This window comes from Rhodococcus sp. GQ147, assembly GCF_059759155.1.
The window spans coordinates 55,430-72,563 of sequence record NZ_JCAXDU010000016.1 but is presented as its reverse complement, the minus strand read 5'-3'; the positions used below and the strand labels follow the sequence as shown (position 1 = coordinate 72,563).

The window sequence follows — 17,134 nt, the reverse complement described above, 5'->3', positions numbered from 1 at the left end:
GGATCTCAGCTGCGGTAACGAACGGGTTCCCCGCGATCGACTCGTTCACGCTGGGGAACGACGGTGTACTTGGGATCCTTCGCCGACGCGATGCCGGCCTCGTAGACGCCGAGTCGCGTGCACAGCGAACCGGCCATGAGAGCGGCACCGGACACTGCCGATACCACGCGATTGCGGCGGCCGGCGAGTGCGCCGAGCGCGCCGGCCACCGTCAATGCCTTGCTGGCCCTCATCAGTCGCCCGGGGCGGCCCTGGTGGAGCGTCTCGGCCGACAGGCCCATCGACTTCTCCATCTGCTGCTCGGTCGCGAGTTCGACGAGCGCACCGCCGACGGCGAAGGCGCGTGCCGGCCCGGCCTCGGCGACCGGCGCACCCAGCAGTCCGAGACCACCCGATGCGGCCGCTGCCGACCCACAGAACACGAAGGGGATTTCCTTGAAGGCGGAGTGCCAGGCTGGGGTTGCGGTGTCGGACAACAGGACTCCGGTATAGGCGGCGACCGGCGGTGCCGTCAGTGCACCCACGATCCCGGCGGGCCGGCCCAGGGCGACCAGCAGGCGCACCGGCCCGCGCTTCCACCGAGCGGGGAGCATCGCGGCGATCTCCGCGGCCGCCGCGACGCCCGCGAACGGACCGTGCAGCGACAGGATCCACGTACCGACCGACATCGGGGAGGTCGGTTTGGCGACTCGCAGCATGTTGAGGAAGCGGCTCGGTTTGCCGAGATCGTGAACCAGCGCACCGACACTGACGAGCAGCGATGTGAGCGAACCGAATCGGGCGACGCGACGCAGGGCGGGCCGCCCCGTGAGATCGGCACCCGCGGCGAGCAGCGAGCTGCCCGCGGCCACGCCGCCGGTGAACAGATAGATCGCGATGTCGTGTTCCCACGGGGCCGGCTTCACGATCTGGCGTCCGTAATAGGACTCGAAGTCGGCCTCCGGCACCATCACCCGGTCGCCGCCGCGACCACCTCCGGACCGGCGGGGGTTGCCCGGGCTGCCGCCGTGCTGCACCTGGGTCATCAGCGCCTCCTCAGGAACGACGCGGCGGCGCCCGCCAGCATCGCGACCGCTGCCACTGCGGCGCGGGTCCACATCTCCGGCAGATCCTTGGTCGTCACCACCGGATCCGGCGGCAGGCCGTAGACCTCCGGTTCGTCGAGGAGCAGGAAGAAGGCGCCGGTCCCGCCGACCCCGTCCTCGGGATCGTTGCCGTAGAGTCGTGCCTCGCTCACGCCGCGCTCGTGCAGGGCGGCCAGTCGTTCCTCGGCGCGAGCGCGCAGTTCCTCGACGTCGCCGTACTGGATCGACTCCGTGGGGCACGCCTGCGCGCAGGACGGGGTCTGGCCGTCGGTGAGACGGTCGTAACAGAGCGTGCACTTCTGGGCGATACCGACCTTCGGGTCGCCCTCTGGACCCTTGCGACGGTCGATGACGCCGTACGGGCACGCAGCGACGCAGTATCCGCAGCCGTTGCAGATGTCGTCCTGCACGACCACCGTGCCGAACTCGCTGCGGAACAGCGACCCGGTCGGGCACACGTCGAGGCACGCCGCGTGGGTGCAGTGCTTGCACACGTCCGAGGACATCAACCAGCGGAAGTCCGGCTTCTCCTCCTCCGGAAGCTCCGTCGGGGTCGCGCCGACGGTCGGCATCCCCAGCGAGACCGGCGGTTTCGACTCCGCAGGGCGCTCGATGAAGGCGACGTGCCGCCACTGATTGGCGTTGAGCGAATGACTGTTGTCGTACGAGGTGCCGAGCATCGCGAAGGCGTTCTCGGGGACGTCGTTCCACTCCTTGCAGGCCACCTCGCAGGCCTTGCACCCGATGCACACACTGGTGTCGGTGAAGAAGCCCTTGCGAGCCGGCGGATCCTCGTACCCGGCATCGGGTGCCGGGTCGATCGGTCCGAAGAAGCTGTTGGGACCCGTCACTCGTCCTCCTCCGGGGCACGTGGGTCGTCCGAGGTCTCCGGGGCACGTGGGTCGTCCGAGGTCTCCGGGGCACGTGGGTCGTCCGACGCCGTATCGCCGTCCGGGACCGTCACGATGGGTGGGTACACGTGATCGGTTACCCCGGCCCGCCGCGCATATCCCTCGACGTACTCCCGCAGTGCCGCTCCGGACGGTCGGCGTCCTGCCCGGACGTCGCACGTACCGACCTTGGTCTCCTGGATGAGCACGTTGGGGTCCAACGTGATTCCGAACAGATCGTTCGTCGAGTCGCCGGTCACCATGCCGCCGCTGCCCCAGTGATAGGGCATCCACACCTGGTGGACGGTCCGTCCCTCCACCTTCAGCGGACGCAACCGCTCGGTCACCAGGACCCGGCCCTCGATCGCAGAGCGGGCGGTGACGACGTGGCACCAGCCCATGTGCTCGAGTCCGCGTTCGGCCGCCAGGGCGGGGGAGACCTCCACGAACATCTCCGGTTGCAATTCGGCGAGATGTTCGAGATAGCGGCTCATGCCGCCGGCGGTGTGGTGCTCGGTGAGACGACTCGTCGTGAATACGAAGGGGAACACGTCGCTGTGTTCTTCCGGCGGTGAGGGGTTCATCGGATTGTCGTCACGCCGGTACTCCATGCGCGTCGGGTTGGCCTGCTGCGCGTAGAGCGGATTGCGGAACGGCGACTCCACCGGTTCGTAGTGCGTCGGCATCGGACCGTCGACGAGCCCCTGGGGGGCGTAGAGGGCACCCTTGCCGTCGCCCTGCATGATGAACGGATCGATCCCTTCGAGCGCCTCGACACCGTCGGCGCCGTCGGGGGAGCGGTAGCTCGGCGGCTTCGTCTTCTCGAAGTCCGGCACGTCCGCACCTGTCCACTGCTGTGCGTCCTCGTCCCACCACACGTAGGCCTTGCGTTCGCTCCACGGCCTGCCCTCGGGGTCGGCGGATGCCCGGTTGTACAGGATGCGGCGGTTCATCGGCCACGCCCAGCCCCACTCGGGAGCCACGAACGACTGCTCGTGCCGGGACTTACGCCGGTTGGCCTGGTTGACGCCGTCGGCGTAGACCCCGGTGTAGATCCAGCAGCCACCGAGGGTGGAGCCGTCGTTCTTCATCTCGGTGAACGACGACAGTGGCCGACGGGTCGCGACGTCGTAGCCGTTGATCTCCATGAGCACTGCGTCGGCACTCGGCTCGTCGTACTCGCCGTGCACGGGGTAGTCCCATACCAGGTCGAGCAGCGGACGGTCGCGCTCGTCGGTCGACTCGGCCAGACGCTCCCGCATCATGCGGCCGAGGTGGTAGAAGAACCACAGTTCCGAGCGGCAGTCCTCGGGCGGCTCGACGGCCTTCTCCCGCCACTGCAGCATCCGCTGGGTCTGCGTGAAGGTGCCTTCCTTCTCGGCGTAGGAGGCCGCCGGGAAGAGGAACACCTCGGTGGCGCACTCCTCGGTCACGATCTCACCGGTCTCGATCTCCGGGGAGTCCTTCCAGAAGTTGGCGCTCTCGATCTCGAACAGGTCGCGCACCACGAGCCAGTCGAGGTTTGCCATCCCGAGCCTCTGCGCGCGCCCGTGGGCGGAGCCGACGGCCGGGTTCTGCCCGAGGAGGAAGTAGCCCTTGACCTTTCCATCGATCATGTCGAGCACCGAACGGTAGGTGCCGTGGTCGCCGGTGATCTTCGGCATGTAGTCGAAGCAGTAGTCGTTGTCGGCGGTCGCCGCGTCGCCCCAGTATGCCTTGAGCAGGTTCACCGCGTAGGCGTCGGCCTTCGACCAGAAACCCTTGCTGCCCGGGTTGCGCACGCTGTCGACCCAGTCCGTGAACGAGTGGTGCTTGTTCGCGTCGGGCATCGGCAGGTAGCCGGGCAACAGGTTGAACAACGTCGGGATGTCGGTCGAGCCCTGGATGCTGGCATGACCGCGCAGCGCCATGATGCCTCCGCCGGGGCGGCCCATGTTGCCGAGCAGCAGCTGCAGGATCGCGCCGGTGCGGATGTACTGCACACCGACACTGTGCTGGGTCCAGCCCACGCTGTAGACGAGCGCCGTCGTCCGCTCCCGACCGGAGTTCTCGGTCCACGCGCGGCAGACGTCGAGGAAGTCCTCCTGCGAGACGCCGCACACCTGCTCGACCACCTCGGGGGTGTAGCGGGCGAAGTGCCGCTTGAGCACCTGGTAGACGCACCGCGGGTGCTGTAGGGTCTCGTCGCGCCTCGGGTGGCTCGCCGTCTGCATGCCGTGCGACTCGTTCTGCAGGCCCGCGGCCGTGTCCCGATGCTCGGCGTGCTCGTCGGAGCCGTTGGCCTGCGACTTGTGCAGGTCGCCGGATTCGTCCTCCACGTCGTACTGCCAGCTCGTCGGATCGTAGGTCCGCTTCTCGGGGTCGAAGCCCGAGAAGAGCCCGTCGAGATCGTCGGTGTCCTCGAACTTGTCGCTGACGAGCACCGCGGCGTTCGTGTAGTTGACGACGTACTCGCGGAAGTCCAGCCCGTTGCTCAGGATGTAGTTGACGATGCCGCCGAGGAAGGCGATGTCGCTGCCGACCCGGATCGGGACGTGCTTGTCCGCCACCGCGCTTGTACGGGTGAAGCGCGGGTCGATGTGGATGACGCGGGCACCGCGTTTCTGGGCCTCCACGACCCACTGGAAGCCCACCGGGTGGGCCTCGGCCATGTTGGAACCCTGGATGATGATGCAGTCAGCGTTGGCCAGGTCGGCTGTGTAGCCGGTGGCGCCGCCGCGCCCGAAGCTGGTCCCCAGACCGGGGACGGTGGCGGAGTGTCATATGCGGGCCTGGTTCTCGATCTGGACCGCCCCCATCGCTGTGAACAGCTTCTTGATGAGGTAGTTCTCCTCGTTGTCCAGCGTGGCACCGCCGAGGCTGGCGATGCCCATCGTGCGCCGGACACGGTGGCCCTTGTCGTCGAATTCCTGCCAGGTCTCGCGGCGGGTCTTCAGCACGCGGTCGACGACCATCTCCATGGCCGTGTCGAGATCGAGGTCTTCCCATTCGGTGCCGTAGGGCCGGCGGTAGCGGACCCGGGTCTCGCGCAGCTCGCTGGTGACGAGGTTCTTGCTCGCCGAGCCCTTGGGGCACAGGCGCCCGCGGTTCACGGGGCTGTCGGAATCGCCTTCGATCTGGACGACCTTTTCGTCCTTGACGAAGATCTTCTGTCCGCATCCGACAGCGCAGTAGGGGCACACGCTGCGGGCGACACGATCGGCGGTGGAGGTGCGCGGTTCGATCTCCTCGGTACGACGGGACCGTGCGGCCTTGCCGCGTCCGAGCAGGTCCTTACCGAGGAACTGGCGCAGGACGGGCCAGGGGAGGGACGTGTCTTTCTCCGCCATCGGTGCTCCTTTCCTGCGCTCTCGTTCCGAAGTTACCGTCTACCCGCGCTTCGTGCCGGTTAATCCGGATCCCGTGCAGGTGTGTCGGCATGTCCGTCGGTCGTCGGGGTCAGCGCACCCGGATCGCGTGTTCGCCCGCGGGGACCACCTCCCCGATGACCGGATGGCCGGGGAGCTCCCCGACGACCAGGAGACCGCCGGACGTCTGAGCGTCGGCGAGCAGGAGTAGTTCGTCGTCGTCCACCTCGGAGTCGACCTGCTCGCGGACCCAATCGAGATTGCGACGGCTCCCGCCGGGCACGAATCCCTCCGCGAGCGACTCGCGCGCTCCCGCGACGTACGGCACGGCCGCGGAGTCGATCACGGCGGTCGTGCCGCTGGCCCGCATCATCTTCATCAGATGGCCGAGCAGACCGAAACCGGTGACGTCGGTGGCGGCGCGGACACCGGCCTCGTGCGCAAGTTGTGCCGCCTCGCGGTTGAGTGTCGTCATCACCGCGACCGCTTCCTCGAAACGCTCGCCGGTGGCCTTGTGACGGTTGTTCAGGATGCCGAGACCGAGCGGCTTGGTGAGAGTCAGCGGCAGGCCGGGCGTGGCAGCGTCGTTGCGCAGCAGGCGATCCGGATCGCCCAGACCGGTGACCGCCAGTCCGTACTTCGGCTCCCGGTCGTCGATGCTGTGCCCGCCGGCGAGATGGGCACCCGCCTCGGCGCACGCGTCGGCGCCGCCGCGCATGACTTCGGCGGCGAGTTCGAACGGGATGAGCTCGCGCGGCCAGCCCAGGAGGTTGACCGCGATGATCGGCGTGCCACCCATCGCGTAGACGTCGGACATGGCGTTGGTGGCGGCGATCCGTCCCCAGTCGTAGGCGTCGTCGACGACCGGGGTGAAGAAGTCGGCCGTCACGATGACGGCCCGGCCGCTCCCGTCGGGCGCCGGATCGATCCGGACCGCGGCTCCGTCGTCGCCGTTCTCCACACCCACCAACAGTTCGCCGGAGGCCCGTCCACCCTGCAGACCGCCGAGCACCCGCTCGAGTTCACCCGGCGGAACCTTGCATGCGCACCCGCCGCCGGCGGCGTACTGGGTGAGTCGGATGGCGCCCTCGGGAAAGTCGACGTGTGCGGTCATGAACCCAAACATACGGGCGAGTCGTAACCGAGGGCCCGACTTCGGTTAGGGTGAGCGCGGAGGTGGTTCTCGTCTGGTGACGGTCGCGGTCTTCAAAACCGTTGTGGCCCAGTATCTGGGCTGGGCGGGTTCGATTCCCGTCCGCCTCCGCCAAAAGTTTTCGTCGACCGTGGGATGAGGAGCGCGTGCCGGATCCGAGGCGGGACGTTCCCCGCACCGACCAGGTCCTGGCCGATCCGCGCCTGCGCGAGGCCGTCGACCGGCTCGGCGCCCGACTGGTCAAGCAGACCGTCGTCGCGGCCCAGCAACGGTGCCGCGACGGCGAGATCGGGCCCGATGCCGTCGCCGACGTCGCGGTCGCGTCGCTGCCGCAGCAGGCGACCACCCTGCGCCGCGTCGTCAACGCGACCGGCGTGGTGGTGCACACCAATCTCGGTCGCGCTCCGCTGTCCCGAGCGGCGGTCGAGGCGGTGTCCACCGCGGCGGGCGCCACCGACGTCGAACTCGACCTGGCCACCGGTCGGCGCGGACGGCGAGGACGCGGCGCCCTCGAAGCACTCGCCGAACAGGTACCCGACGCCGGCGGCATCCACGTCGTCAACAACGGTGCCGCGGCTCTCGCCCTGGTCACCCGGGTGCTCACACGCGGTGGTCGCTCGATCGTGATCGCACGGGGCGAACTGGTCGAGATCGGTGACGGCTTCCGGATCCCGGAACTGCTGGAATCCGTGGGCGCGACGCTGCGTGAGGTCGGCACCACCAACCGCGTGCGCCTGAGCGACTACGCCGCGGCCGTCGACGACGACACCGCCTTCGTCCTCAAGGTGCATCCCTCGAACTTCACCGTCAGCGGCTTCACGTCGTCGGTGTCGGTCCGGGAACTCTCCGGACTCGGACCGCCCGTCGTGGTCGACATCGGATCGGGTCTGCTCGCGCCGCATCCGCGGCTGTCGAACGAACCCGACGCCACCACCGCGCTGCGTGCCGGCGCCGACCTGGTGACCGCCTCGGGCGACAAGCTCCTCGGCGGTCCGCAGGCCGGCCTGCTGCTCGGACGGGCCGAACTCGTGGAACGCCTGCGGCGCGACCCGTTCGCGCGGGCGCTGCGCGTCGACAAGCTCACCCTGGCCGCTCTCGAAGCGACCCTGACGGGACCGATGCCACCCGTGGCGTCGGCGCTGGCCTCCCGCCCGGAAGATCTCCGCGCCCGCGCACAGGCGATCTGCGTGGCGCTGCCCTCGGAGTGCCAACCCGAGGTGGTCGACTCCGACGGCGTCGTCGGGGGCGGTGGCGCCCCGGACGTCGTCCTGCCGAGCGTCGCGATCGCCCTGCCCGAACATCTCGCACTCCCGTTGCGGCTCGGTGAGCACCCCGTCGTCGGCCGCGTCGAACGCGGCCGGTTGCTGCTCGACCTGCTCGCGGTCGACCCCGCCGAGGACGGCGAGCTGATCGACGCCGTGACGCGCGTGGCCGCTCGCGAAGGATCCTGATGCAGGTCGTCGCGACCGCCGGTCACGTCGATCACGGCAAGTCGACGCTGGTCGAGGCGCTCACCGGTGCGAACCCGGATCGGCTCGCCGAGGAACGGCGACGAGGACTGACCATCGAACTCGGCTACTGCTGGACGTCCTGGCCAGAGGTGGGGGAGGTCGCCTTCGTCGACGTCCCCGGGCACGAGCGATTCCTGACGACGATGCTCTCCGGAGTGGGATCGGTCCCGGCCGCGCTGTTCGTGGTGGCCGCCGACGATCCGTGGATGCCGCAGGCGTCCGAACACCTCGCAGCACTCGACGCGCTCCGCGTGCGCCACGCGGTCGTCGCCGTTACCCGGGCCGATCTCGCCGATCCGGGACCCGCGGCCGCGCGGGCCGCGGCGAAGGTCGCCCGCACGAGTCTGGCGGGGGCGCCCGTCGTCGCCGTGAGCGGGCGCACCGGGATGGGCCTCGACGACCTCCGGAGCGCACTGACGACGATGGTCGCCTCGCTTCCGGACCCCGATCCGCAGGCCGACGTCCGGCTCTGGGTGGACCGCCGGTTCACCGTGCGTGGATCCGGAACCGTCGTCACCGGAACCCTTCCCGCGGGCACGGTGCGCGTGGGGGACACCCTCGTGCTGGGGGACACGCCGCTGCGGGTCCGCAGCGTGCAGGCACTCGGTCGCGACCGGAGCGCGGTGAGCGGCGTGGCCAGGGTCGCCCTCAATCTCACCGGCCGGGTCGACGATCTGGGACGGGGCAGTGTGCTCGTCACGCCCGGCGCGTGGCACCACACCACCGTCGTCGACGTTCGGATCAGCGGCGACGACCGGCCGCCCGTCGCTCCGGTGCTGCACATCGGAGCCGCGGACGTCGGTGTCCGGTGCCGTCCGCTGGCAGACGATCTCGTCCGGCTCACCCTCGACCGCCCGCTGCCCCTGCGGATCGGCGACCGCGCGTTGCTGCGCGACCCGGGCCGCCGGATGATCTGGCGAGCCGACGTTCTCGACCCCGATCCACCCCGATTCCGGCGTCGCGGCGCGGCGGCACGCCGCGCGCTGCAACTGGCAGGGGCCGACGGGACGCCGCACCTGGCCGACGAACTCGCCCGCCGCGGACTCCTGCACCGGCAACGGTTGCGACAGTTGGGCATCCCACTCGCACGGGGAGAGCACCTGACGGTCGGGCCGTGGCTCGTCGCACCTGGTCTCGCGAAGACCGTCGCCGACCGGCTGCCCACACTCGTGCAGGCCCATGCCCGCACCCATCCACTGGATCCGGCGGCGCCGTTGACGGTGCTGGCGTCGCAGCTGCGTCTTCCCACACCGGACCTCGTCCGGGCGCTGGTGCGACCTCCGCTCGAAGTGGTCGGGGGGCGGGTGATCGCTCCCGGCGCCGACGGTCTACCGCCGAAGATCCGCAAAGCCGTCGAGCAGGTGCGCCGCGACCTGTCGGCCGCCCCGTTCGCGGCCCCGACCGCCGATCGCCTACGCGAGCTCGGCCTCGACGACCGGGCCCTCGGCGCGGCCGAACGCAGCGGACGGTTGTGGCGGGCGGGCCCGGGCATCGTCCTGCTCCCCGACGCCGCCGACACGGCCGTGGAGCTGCTGGGCGAATTGGACCAGCCCTTCACGACCAGTGCCGCGCGCGAACGCCTGGGAACGACACGGCGGGTGGTCCTGCCGTTGCTCGACCGGCTCGACAAGGCGGGTCGCACACGCCGGCTCCCCGACGACCGCCGCCAGATCGTCCGCTAGAGTCGCCGTCCCCGCACTCTCCGGCGGGACGACTCTTCACCCGAAACGCGAAGTGCGGGTACCGAACTCGTCGGTACCCGCACTTCGCATGAAGAATCAGTCGTCAGATGACGCCCAGTGCGAACACAGCGTCAGATGACGCCCAGTGCGAACATGGCGTCGGCGACCTTCACGAAGCCGGCGATGTTGGCGCCGTGGATGTAGTCGCCCGGCTTGCCGTACTCGGCGGCGGTCTCGACGCAGCGGCCGTGGATGTCGGCCATGATCCCGGCGAGACGCTCGTCGGTGTAGTCGAAGTGCCACGAGTCGCGCGAGGCGTTCTGCTGCATCTCCAACGCCGAGGTCGCCACACCACCGGCGTTGGCGGCCTTGCCGGGCGCGAAGGCGACTCCGGCGTCGCGGAAGACACTGATGCCGCCCGGGGTGGTGGGCATGTTGGCGCCCTCGGCGACGATCTTCACGCCGTTGTTGACAAGGGTCTTCGCCGAGTCCTCGTCGAGTTCGTTCTGCGTGGCGCACGGCAGTGCGACGTCGCACGGCACGTTCCAGATGTTGCCGCCGGGGAAGAACTCGGCGTCGCCGCGCTCGTCGACGTACTCGGAGATGCGTCCGCGGCGGACCTCCTTGATCTCCTTGAGGAGAGCGACGTCGAGGCCCTTGCGGTCGACGATGTAGCCGGAGGAGTCGGAGCACGCGATCGCGGTGCCGCCGAGCTGGTGGATCTTCTCGATGGCGTAGATCGCGACGTTGCCCGAACCCGAGACGACGGCGGTGCGGCCGTCGAGCGAGGTGCCGGCGGTCTTGGCCATCTCGTTGACGAAGTAGGCCGCGCCGTAACCGGTGGCCTCCTTGCGCACCTGCGAACCACCCCAGGTCAGGCCCTTGCCGGTAAGGACGCCGGACTCGTAGGAGTTGGTGAGGCGCTTGTACTGGCCGAACAGGTACCCGATCTCGCGGCCGCCGACGCCGATGTCACCGGCCGGGACGTCGGTGTACTCACCGATGTGGCGGTGCAGCTCGGTCATGAACGACTGGCAGAAGCGCATGATCTCCTGCTCGGAGCGACCCTTGGGGTCGAAGTCCGAGCCGCCCTTGCCGCCGCCGATGGGCAGGCCGGTGAGGGCGTTCTTGAAGATCTGCTCGAAGCCGAGGAACTTGACGATGCCGAGGTTGACGCTCGGGTGGAAGCGCAGCCCGCCCTTATAGGGGCCGAGAACGCTGTTGTACTGCACGCGGAAGCCACGGTTGACGTGGACGTTACCCTGATCATCGATCCACGGCACGCGGAAGATGATCTGCCGCTCCGGCTCGCACAGGCGCTCGATCAGACCGGATTCGAAGTATCCGGGGTGCCGCTCGAGCACGACATGCAGAGACTCGAACACTTCGGCCGCAGCCTGGTGGAATTCGGGTTCACCTGCGTTGCGGGCCTTGACCTGCTCGTAGATCTCTTCGATGCGGTCCGATGTCGACACGCCCACCTACCTGACTCTGTGAGGATTCTGTAACACGGGATTTACGACGAGAACTATAGGACGTGGCCCTTAGCATGTGTTAACCCTGCGGCAAGGTGGGATGAGAAACACACGATCCGAACGGCCTGTCTGCCGGGCGAAATGCCCAGTTCACCGGTATGATGTGCGGCCTCGCGACGGGTGGTCCGCCGGCGGTCGAGGTGCCCCCGGCAGGACTCGAACCTGCGACCTAGAGATTAGAAGGCTCTTGCTCTATCCAGCTGAGCTACGGAGGCGCGGCCAGAATCTTAGCGGGTGCTCCCCGAAGTCGCCGCACACACCCTCGTACCCGCCGGGGTCAGCGCTCGAGCGTGCTGCCCCGTTCGTCGTCGGGGCTCGATTCGCCCCGCGGAACGTCCACTCGACCGGTCTTGAACCGTTGGATGAGATGGTCGATTCCGACACCCAGGACCACCGCGACGCAGATGGCGACCGCGGCGCCGAACAGCGGCTGCGATTCGAACCAACCGCCGACGAGGCGCCCCACGAACGCCGAATACAGCGCCCAGGTCGTGCCACCGAGGATCGTGAGCGGCACGAACTTCTGCCGCGGGTAGCGGGTCGCTCCGGCCGTCATGTTCACAGCGATCCGGCCGATCGGGATGTATCGCGCCGTGAGGATCACTGCGGCGCCGCGCTTGTCGAGTCCGCGCCGCGCCCACGCGAAAGCGGCTCGTGCCCTCGGGCGGCGCATCCACCGGAACCGTTCGGTACCGACCTTCCGTCCGATCGCGTACGCGATGTTGTCACCGATGATCGCGCCGAGCGCCGCGAGCACGATGACGATCCACAGGTAAGGACGCCCGGTCGAGCCGGAGAGGGACGACAGGGTCACCAGGACGGTCTCGCTGGGCACCGGTGGGAAGAAGCCGTCGAGGATGCACACGGCGAAGAGCAACGGGTAGACCCACAGGGCTGCGGCCTGGCCGATGATGAATTCGTTGATCACGTCCATGGATCTGTGTGGTGCTCCCGTCGGGTCCGCCGGTCGGCTCCTTCCACGCTATCCGCTCGCACCGCCGAGGACTCCGGACGACGGCGGCGTTACGGCACACACCGTCGACCGCAAGGGAACGATTCGATTCCGATTCGCCCGTTTCGTCGCATCGATCTCGAGTCGGGTCTACTATGATCGCACCAAGGGGGAATCGTGGGCGGCTGGTGGGGGAAACCGGTCCGCGCCACCTGATGGCGGGAGTTCTTCATGCAGGTTCCTGGCCCATTCGAGTACGAGCGTGCCACCGGAGTGGATCACGCCGTCGAGTTGCTCGACCGGCACGGAGAGGGGGCCCGGGTCGTCGCCGGCGGGCACAGTCTGCTGCCGATGATGAAACTTCGGCTCGCGAATCCGGAGTACTTGATCGACATCAACGATCTCGCGGACGAACTCGATCACATCGTGTTCGAACCCGGGTCCGTGCGCCTCGGTGCCCTGGTCCGGCACCGCCGGCTTCTCGAATCCGACGAACTCGCCGAGATCTTCCCGATCTTCCGCGATGCCGAGCGCGTGATCGCCGATCCTGTCGTCCGCAATCGTGGAACGCTCGGTGGGTCGTTGTGTCAGGCAGATCCTGCCGAGGATCTGTCCACCGTGTGTGCAGTGCTCGGCGCGACCTGTGTCGTACGCGGACCGGGCGGGGTGCGCGAGCTCGATTTCCACGACTTCCATCTCGGCCCCTACGAGACGGCGGTCGCCCCGAACGAACTGCTCGTCGAGGTGCGGCTGCCGAGGAAGGGCACCGGGGCCAGTGCGTACGAGAAGGTCGAGCGTCGCACCGGCGACTGGGCGGTGGCCGCCGCGGGCGCCGCGCTGTGGATGTCGGACGACGGACGCATCACCGACGCGCGTGTCGGGCTGACGGCGGTGCGCGCCGACGAGGCGGCGCTGTCCAGGGTGTCCGAGCTGTTGCGCGGCTCGCCGGCCTCGGAGGAACTCTTCCGCGAGGCGGGAGCGGCGGCCGCGTCGGCATGCGATCCCGAGACCGATCAGCGCGGCACCGCCGCCTACAAGCGTCACCTCGCATCGGAGTTGACGGTGCGGGCCCTGCGCCAATCCGCCGAACGTCTCGGCGTCACCGAAAGGGTGTGAACCGATGCAGATCTCGATGACGGTCAACGGCGAGAGTGTCACCGCCGACGTCGAACCCCGGACGCTGCTCGTGCACTTCCTGCGCGACCACCTCGGTCTGACCGGAACCCACTGGGGTTGCGACACGAGCAACTGCGGTACGTGTGTCGTCGCCGTGGACGGCGAGCCGGTGAAGTCGTGCACCACGCTGGCGGTCATGGCCGCCGGCCACGAGGTGCTCACCGTCGAGGGACTCGAACGCGACGGTGTCCTCGACCCCGTGCAGGAAGGCTTCGTGCGCTGCCACGGACTGCAGTGCGGCTTCTGCACCCCGGGAATGATGATCACCGCGCGGTCCCTGCTCGACCGCGATCCCGACCCCGACGAGGCGACGATCCGCGAGGCGATCTCCGGGCAGATCTGCCGCTGCACCGGCTACACCACCATCGTCCGGTCGGTCCGGTGGGCCGCCGAACACTCCTCGAAGGCGCAACCCACGGAGGTGTCGTGATGACCGCGGTCGAACCGGACACACGCCCGGAGGAACAGGACAACGATGGCAAGCCGTGCGGACACGGCCGGATGCTGCGCAAGGAGGACCCGCGGTTCGTGCGGGGCCGCGGCAACTACGTCGACGACGTCCGGCTGCCCGGCATGCTGCATCTCGCGGTGCTCCGATCGCCGGTTGCGCATGCGCGCATCAACGGCATCGATACGTCCGCCGCCCTCGCGCACCCGAAGGTGCGGGCGGTGATCACGGGCGCCGATCTGGCAGAGAAGGGACTCGCCTGGATGCCGACGCTGTCGAACGACGTACAGGCCGTGCTGGCCACCGACAAGGTGCGCTTCCACGGTCAGGAGGTCGCCTTCGTCGTCGCCGACGACCACTACTCGGCGCGCGACGCCCTCGAACTGATCGACGTCGACTACGAGATGCTCGACCCGGTCGTCGACGTGCGCACGGCGCTGTCGCCCGAGGCACCGGTGATCCGGACCGATCTCGACGGCAAGACCGACAACCACTGCTTCGACTGGGAAACCGGCGATGCCGCGGCCACCGACGCGGTCTTCGCGAAGGCCGACGTCGTCACCCGGCAGGAGATCGTCTATCCACGCGTGCATCCCGCGCCGATGGAGACCTGCGGTGCGGTCGCCGATTACGACCGGATCTCCGGGAAGCTGACGCTCTGGTCCACCACACAGGCCCCGCACGCCCATCGCACGCTGTACGCGCTGGTGGCGGGTCTGCCCGAGCACAAGATCCGCGTCATCTCACCCGACATCGGCGGGGGATTCGGCAATAAGGTCCCCATCTACCCCGGCTACGTCGGAGCGATCGTCGCGTCGCTGGTCACCGGTCATCCGGTGAAGTGGATGGAGGACCGCAGCGAGAACCTCATGAGCACCGGCTTCGCACGCGACTACATCATGGTCGGGGAGATCGCGGCGACGAAGGAAGGTCGCATCCTCGCGATCAGGTCCCGTGTCCTCGCCGACCACGGCGCCTTCAACGCCACCGCGGCCCCGGTGAAATATCCGGCCGGCTTCTTCGGTGTGTTCACCGGCAGTTACGACATCGAGGCCGCCTACTCCCACATGACCGCGGTCTACACCAACAAGGCACCCGGCGGCGTCGCCTACGCCTGCTCGTTCCGCATCACCGAGGCCGTGTACTTCGTCGAACGGCTCGTCGACTGCCTCGCCTACGACCTCGACATGGACCCTGCGGAACTGCGCCTGAAAAACCTCCTGCGCCCTGATCAGTTCCCCTACACGAGCAAGACCGGCTGGAAGTACGACTCGGGCGACTACGAGACCACCATGCGCAAGGCCATGGACATCGTCGGCTACGACGAGCTGCGCCGCGAGCAGGCCGAACGCCGCGCACGGGGTGAGCTGATGGGTATCGGCATGTCGTTCTTCACCGAGGCCGTCGGCGCCGGTCCGCGCAAGGACATGGACATCCTCGGTCTCGGCATGGCCGACGGCTGCGAACTGCGTGTCCATCCCACCGGCAAGGCCGTGGTGAGATTGTCGGTGCAGTCCCAGGGGCAAGGACACGAGACGACTTTCGCGCAGATCGTCGCGGAGGAGATCGGCATCCCGCCCGACGACATCGACGTCGTCCACGGAGACACCGACAACACCCCCTTCGGGCTCGGCACCTACGGAAGCCGCTCGACACCGGTGTCCGGCGCGGCCGCCGCGCTGGTAGCCCGCAAGGTGCGCGACAAGGCGAAGATAATCGCATCGGGCATGCTCGAGGTCTCCGTCGCCGATCTCGAATGGGAGAAGGGCACCTTCCGAGTCAAGGGCGACCCGTCGGCGGCGGTCACGATCCAGGACATCGCGATGCGGGCCCACGGCGCCGGCGATCTGCCCGAAGGTCTCGAAGGCGGTCTCGAGGCGCAGATCTGCTACAACCCCGAGAACCTCACCTATCCCTATGGCGCCTACTTCTGTGTCGTCGACGTCGATCCCGGCACCGCGGAGGTGAAGATCCGCCGGTTCCTGGCCGTGGACGACTGCGGCACCCGCATCAACCCGATGATCATCGAAGGGCAGGTGCACGGTGGCATCGTCGACGGGATCGGCATGGCCCTGATGGAGATGATCGCGTTCGACGAGAACGGCACCTGCCTGGGCGGGTCGTTCATGGACTACCTGATCCCCACCGCCCTCGAGGTACCCACGCTCGAGACGGCGTTCACCGTCACTCCGTCACCGCATCACCCGATCGGCGCGAAGGGCATCGGCGAATCCGCCACGGTCGGTTCCCCGCCCGCGATCGTCAACGCCGTGGTCGATGCGTTGAAACCCCTCGGCGTCCGGCACGCCGACATGCCGTTGACACCGTCGCGGGTGTGGGAAGCCATGCAGGGTCGCGCGACCCCGCCGATCTGAGCGACGCGACAGAAGGATTCGAGTGGAACGAGCGGAGTACGAGGACATGGACCTTGCGGTGCGGGCAGCACAGTTGCGCAGCGAACGCCGCCCGTTCGTGGAAGCGACCGTCGTACGGGCACAGCCGCCGACGTCCGCGCACTCGGGCGACCGGGCGCTCGTCCACGCCGACGGCACGATCGAGGGGTTCGTCGGCGGACAGTGCACCGAGAACTCGGTGCGCGAAATGTCCCGCACGGTGCTCGAGCGAGGGGAGAGCATGCTCCTACGGGTGCTGCCGGCCGGAGCCGCCGAGTTCCCCGACACCCCGGGGGCGACGATCGCGGTCAACCCGTGCATGTCCGGTGGGGCCACCGAGATCTTTCTCGAGCCGCGGATGCCTGCGCTCGTGGTGGCCGTCTTCGGGGACTCGCCCGTGGCCGACGCCGTGAGCGACTTCGCGCGGCGCGTCGACTACTCGGTGGAACGGATTCGCGGGACGCGAGTGCCTGCCGAGGCGTCGGTGGTGATCGTCGCGAGTCACGGAGGCGACGAGGGGAGTGTGATCCGCGCGGCGCTCGACGCCGGAAGCCGCTATATCGGTCTGGTCGCCAGTCACACCCGTGGCGCCGCGGTGCTCGACGAGGTGGATCCGACCGACGACGAGCGTGCCCACGTGCACACCCCGGTCGGGCTCGATATCGGTGCCCGCACCCCCGCGGAGATCGGTCTGTCGATCGTGGCCGACATCGTGCGAGTCGCGCGCAGCGGCAGCCTCATCCGCCCCTCCGAGGAGAGTTGTCGACGCGTCGAGGTGCCGAGGGAGACGGAGTCGAAGCCGCAGACGGCCGTCGACCCGGTGTGCGGGATGACCGTCACGATCACCGAGTCCACCCCGCACCTCGTCGTTGCGGGCCGGACGATGTGGTTCTGCTGCCCGGGTTGCCGCAGCCGCTTCGAGAAGGACGACGTCGCGTGACCGACCCGTCCTCTCCGGGCAT

The 17,134-nt window shown here is 68.6% G+C and carries 12 protein-coding genes and 2 tRNA genes; 7 read left to right on the top strand and 7 right to left on the bottom strand.

Annotated features, from left to right (window positions below; all coding sequences use genetic code 11):
• Positions 1-5: 5 nt before the first annotated feature.
• The 4 genes from nrfD to selD all read right to left on the bottom strand — a co-directional run bounded on the left by nrfD (position 6) and on the right by selD (position 6,436).
• Entirely contained in the window at positions 6-1,025 is a 1,020-nt protein-coding gene (nrfD, locus tag AC6CID_RS18215) for an NrfD/PsrC family molybdoenzyme membrane anchor subunit (RefSeq protein ID WP_498354279.1), read from the bottom strand.
• Complete coding sequence (locus AC6CID_RS18210) at positions 1,025-1,936, bottom strand: 4Fe-4S dicluster domain-containing protein (RefSeq protein ID WP_024100544.1); 912 nt, start codon at positions 1,934-1,936, stop codon at positions 1,025-1,027. Before AC6CID_RS18210 ends, nrfD begins: the two co-directional genes overlap by 1 nt.
• Entirely contained in the window at positions 1,933-5,304 is a 3,372-nt protein-coding gene (fdh, locus tag AC6CID_RS18205) for a formate dehydrogenase (RefSeq protein ID WP_498354278.1), read from the bottom strand. The genes AC6CID_RS18210 and fdh overlap by 4 nt, the downstream gene beginning before the upstream one ends.
• A 109-nt stretch (positions 5,305-5,413) precedes the next feature.
• Positions 5,414-6,436, bottom strand: coding sequence for a selenide, water dikinase SelD (gene selD / locus AC6CID_RS18200; protein WP_024100547.1), 1,023 nt, complete (start codon positions 6,434-6,436; stop codon positions 5,414-5,416).
• A 58-nt stretch (positions 6,437-6,494) separates the two neighbouring features.
• On the opposite strand from selD, the gene AC6CID_RS18195 reads away from it, so the two are divergent.
• The 3 genes from AC6CID_RS18195 (at position 6,495) to selB (ending at position 9,668) form a co-directional block, all read left to right on the top strand.
• A tRNA-Sec gene (locus AC6CID_RS18195) sits at positions 6,495-6,589 on the top strand.
• Between the two features lie 32 nt (positions 6,590-6,621).
• Positions 6,622-7,926 carry an L-seryl-tRNA(Sec) selenium transferase gene (gene selA / locus AC6CID_RS18190; protein ID WP_064060701.1) on the top strand — a complete coding sequence of 435 codons (1,305 nt, stop codon included), beginning with the start codon at positions 6,622-6,624 and terminating at the stop codon, positions 7,924-7,926.
• Positions 7,926-9,668 (top strand): selenocysteine-specific translation elongation factor, encoded by a 1,743-nt coding sequence (selB, locus tag AC6CID_RS18185; protein WP_498354277.1) that lies wholly within the window; start codon positions 7,926-7,928, stop codon positions 9,666-9,668. The genes selA and selB overlap by 1 nt, the downstream gene beginning before the upstream one ends.
• Before the next feature lie 131 nt (positions 9,669-9,799).
• Here the strand turns inward: selB and gdhA are convergent, their stop codons facing one another.
• From gdhA to AC6CID_RS18170, 3 genes are all read right to left on the bottom strand, one after another.
• Positions 9,800-11,143: an NADP-specific glutamate dehydrogenase gene (gene gdhA, locus AC6CID_RS18180; protein WP_019289021.1), complete on the bottom strand. Its 1,344-nt coding sequence runs from the start codon at positions 11,141-11,143 to the stop codon at positions 9,800-9,802.
• A gap of 201 nt (positions 11,144-11,344) precedes the next feature.
• Positions 11,345-11,418 (bottom strand) — tRNA-Arg (locus AC6CID_RS18175).
• A gap of 62 nt (positions 11,419-11,480) precedes the next feature.
• Entirely contained in the window at positions 11,481-12,137 is a 657-nt protein-coding gene (locus tag AC6CID_RS18170; RefSeq protein WP_006551111.1) for a DedA family protein, read from the bottom strand.
• Positions 12,138-12,386: 249 nt separating this feature from the next.
• On the opposite strand from AC6CID_RS18170, the gene AC6CID_RS18165 reads away from it, so the two are divergent.
• From AC6CID_RS18165 to AC6CID_RS18150, 4 genes are read left to right on the top strand one after another with little or no spacing between them, the layout of a single operon-like run.
• Complete coding sequence (locus AC6CID_RS18165) at positions 12,387-13,271, top strand: FAD binding domain-containing protein (protein ID WP_024100552.1); 885 nt, start codon at positions 12,387-12,389, stop codon at positions 13,269-13,271.
• A gap of 4 nt (positions 13,272-13,275) precedes the next feature.
• Complete coding sequence (locus AC6CID_RS18160) at positions 13,276-13,761, top strand: (2Fe-2S)-binding protein (RefSeq protein ID WP_019289024.1); 486 nt, start codon at positions 13,276-13,278, stop codon at positions 13,759-13,761.
• The gene (locus tag AC6CID_RS18155) at positions 13,761-16,154 is read left to right on the top strand and encodes an aerobic carbon-monoxide dehydrogenase large subunit (RefSeq protein ID WP_064060703.1); all 2,394 of its coding nucleotides are present in this window, start codon (positions 13,761-13,763) and stop codon (positions 16,152-16,154) included. The genes AC6CID_RS18160 and AC6CID_RS18155 overlap by 1 nt, the downstream gene beginning before the upstream one ends.
• Before the next feature lie 46 nt (positions 16,155-16,200).
• On the top strand, positions 16,201-17,112 hold the full coding sequence (locus tag AC6CID_RS18150) for an XdhC family protein (RefSeq protein ID WP_037216509.1): 912 nt from the start codon (positions 16,201-16,203) through the stop codon (positions 17,110-17,112).
• The last annotated feature ends 22 nt before the right edge of the window (positions 17,113-17,134 follow it).

Coding starts and splice junctions, on each gene's coding strand:
- AC6CID_RS18155 (WP_064060703.1), top strand. CDS start 13,761: ATGACCGCGGTCGAACCGGACACACGCCCGGAGGAACAGGACAACGAT.
- nrfD (WP_498354279.1), bottom strand. CDS start 1,025: ATGACCCAGGTGCAGCACGGCGGCAGCCCGGGCAACCCCCGCCGGTCC.
- selB (WP_498354277.1), top strand. CDS start 7,926: ATGCAGGTCGTCGCGACCGCCGGTCACGTCGATCACGGCAAGTCGACG.
- AC6CID_RS18150 (WP_037216509.1), top strand. CDS start 16,201: ATGGACCTTGCGGTGCGGGCAGCACAGTTGCGCAGCGAACGCCGCCCG.
- AC6CID_RS18160 (WP_019289024.1), top strand. CDS start 13,276: ATGCAGATCTCGATGACGGTCAACGGCGAGAGTGTCACCGCCGACGTC.
- AC6CID_RS18170 (WP_006551111.1), bottom strand. CDS start 12,137: ATGGACGTGATCAACGAATTCATCATCGGCCAGGCCGCAGCCCTGTGG.
- AC6CID_RS18165 (WP_024100552.1), top strand. CDS start 12,387: ATGCAGGTTCCTGGCCCATTCGAGTACGAGCGTGCCACCGGAGTGGAT.
- selD (WP_024100547.1), bottom strand. CDS start 6,436: ATGACCGCACACGTCGACTTTCCCGAGGGCGCCATCCGACTCACCCAG.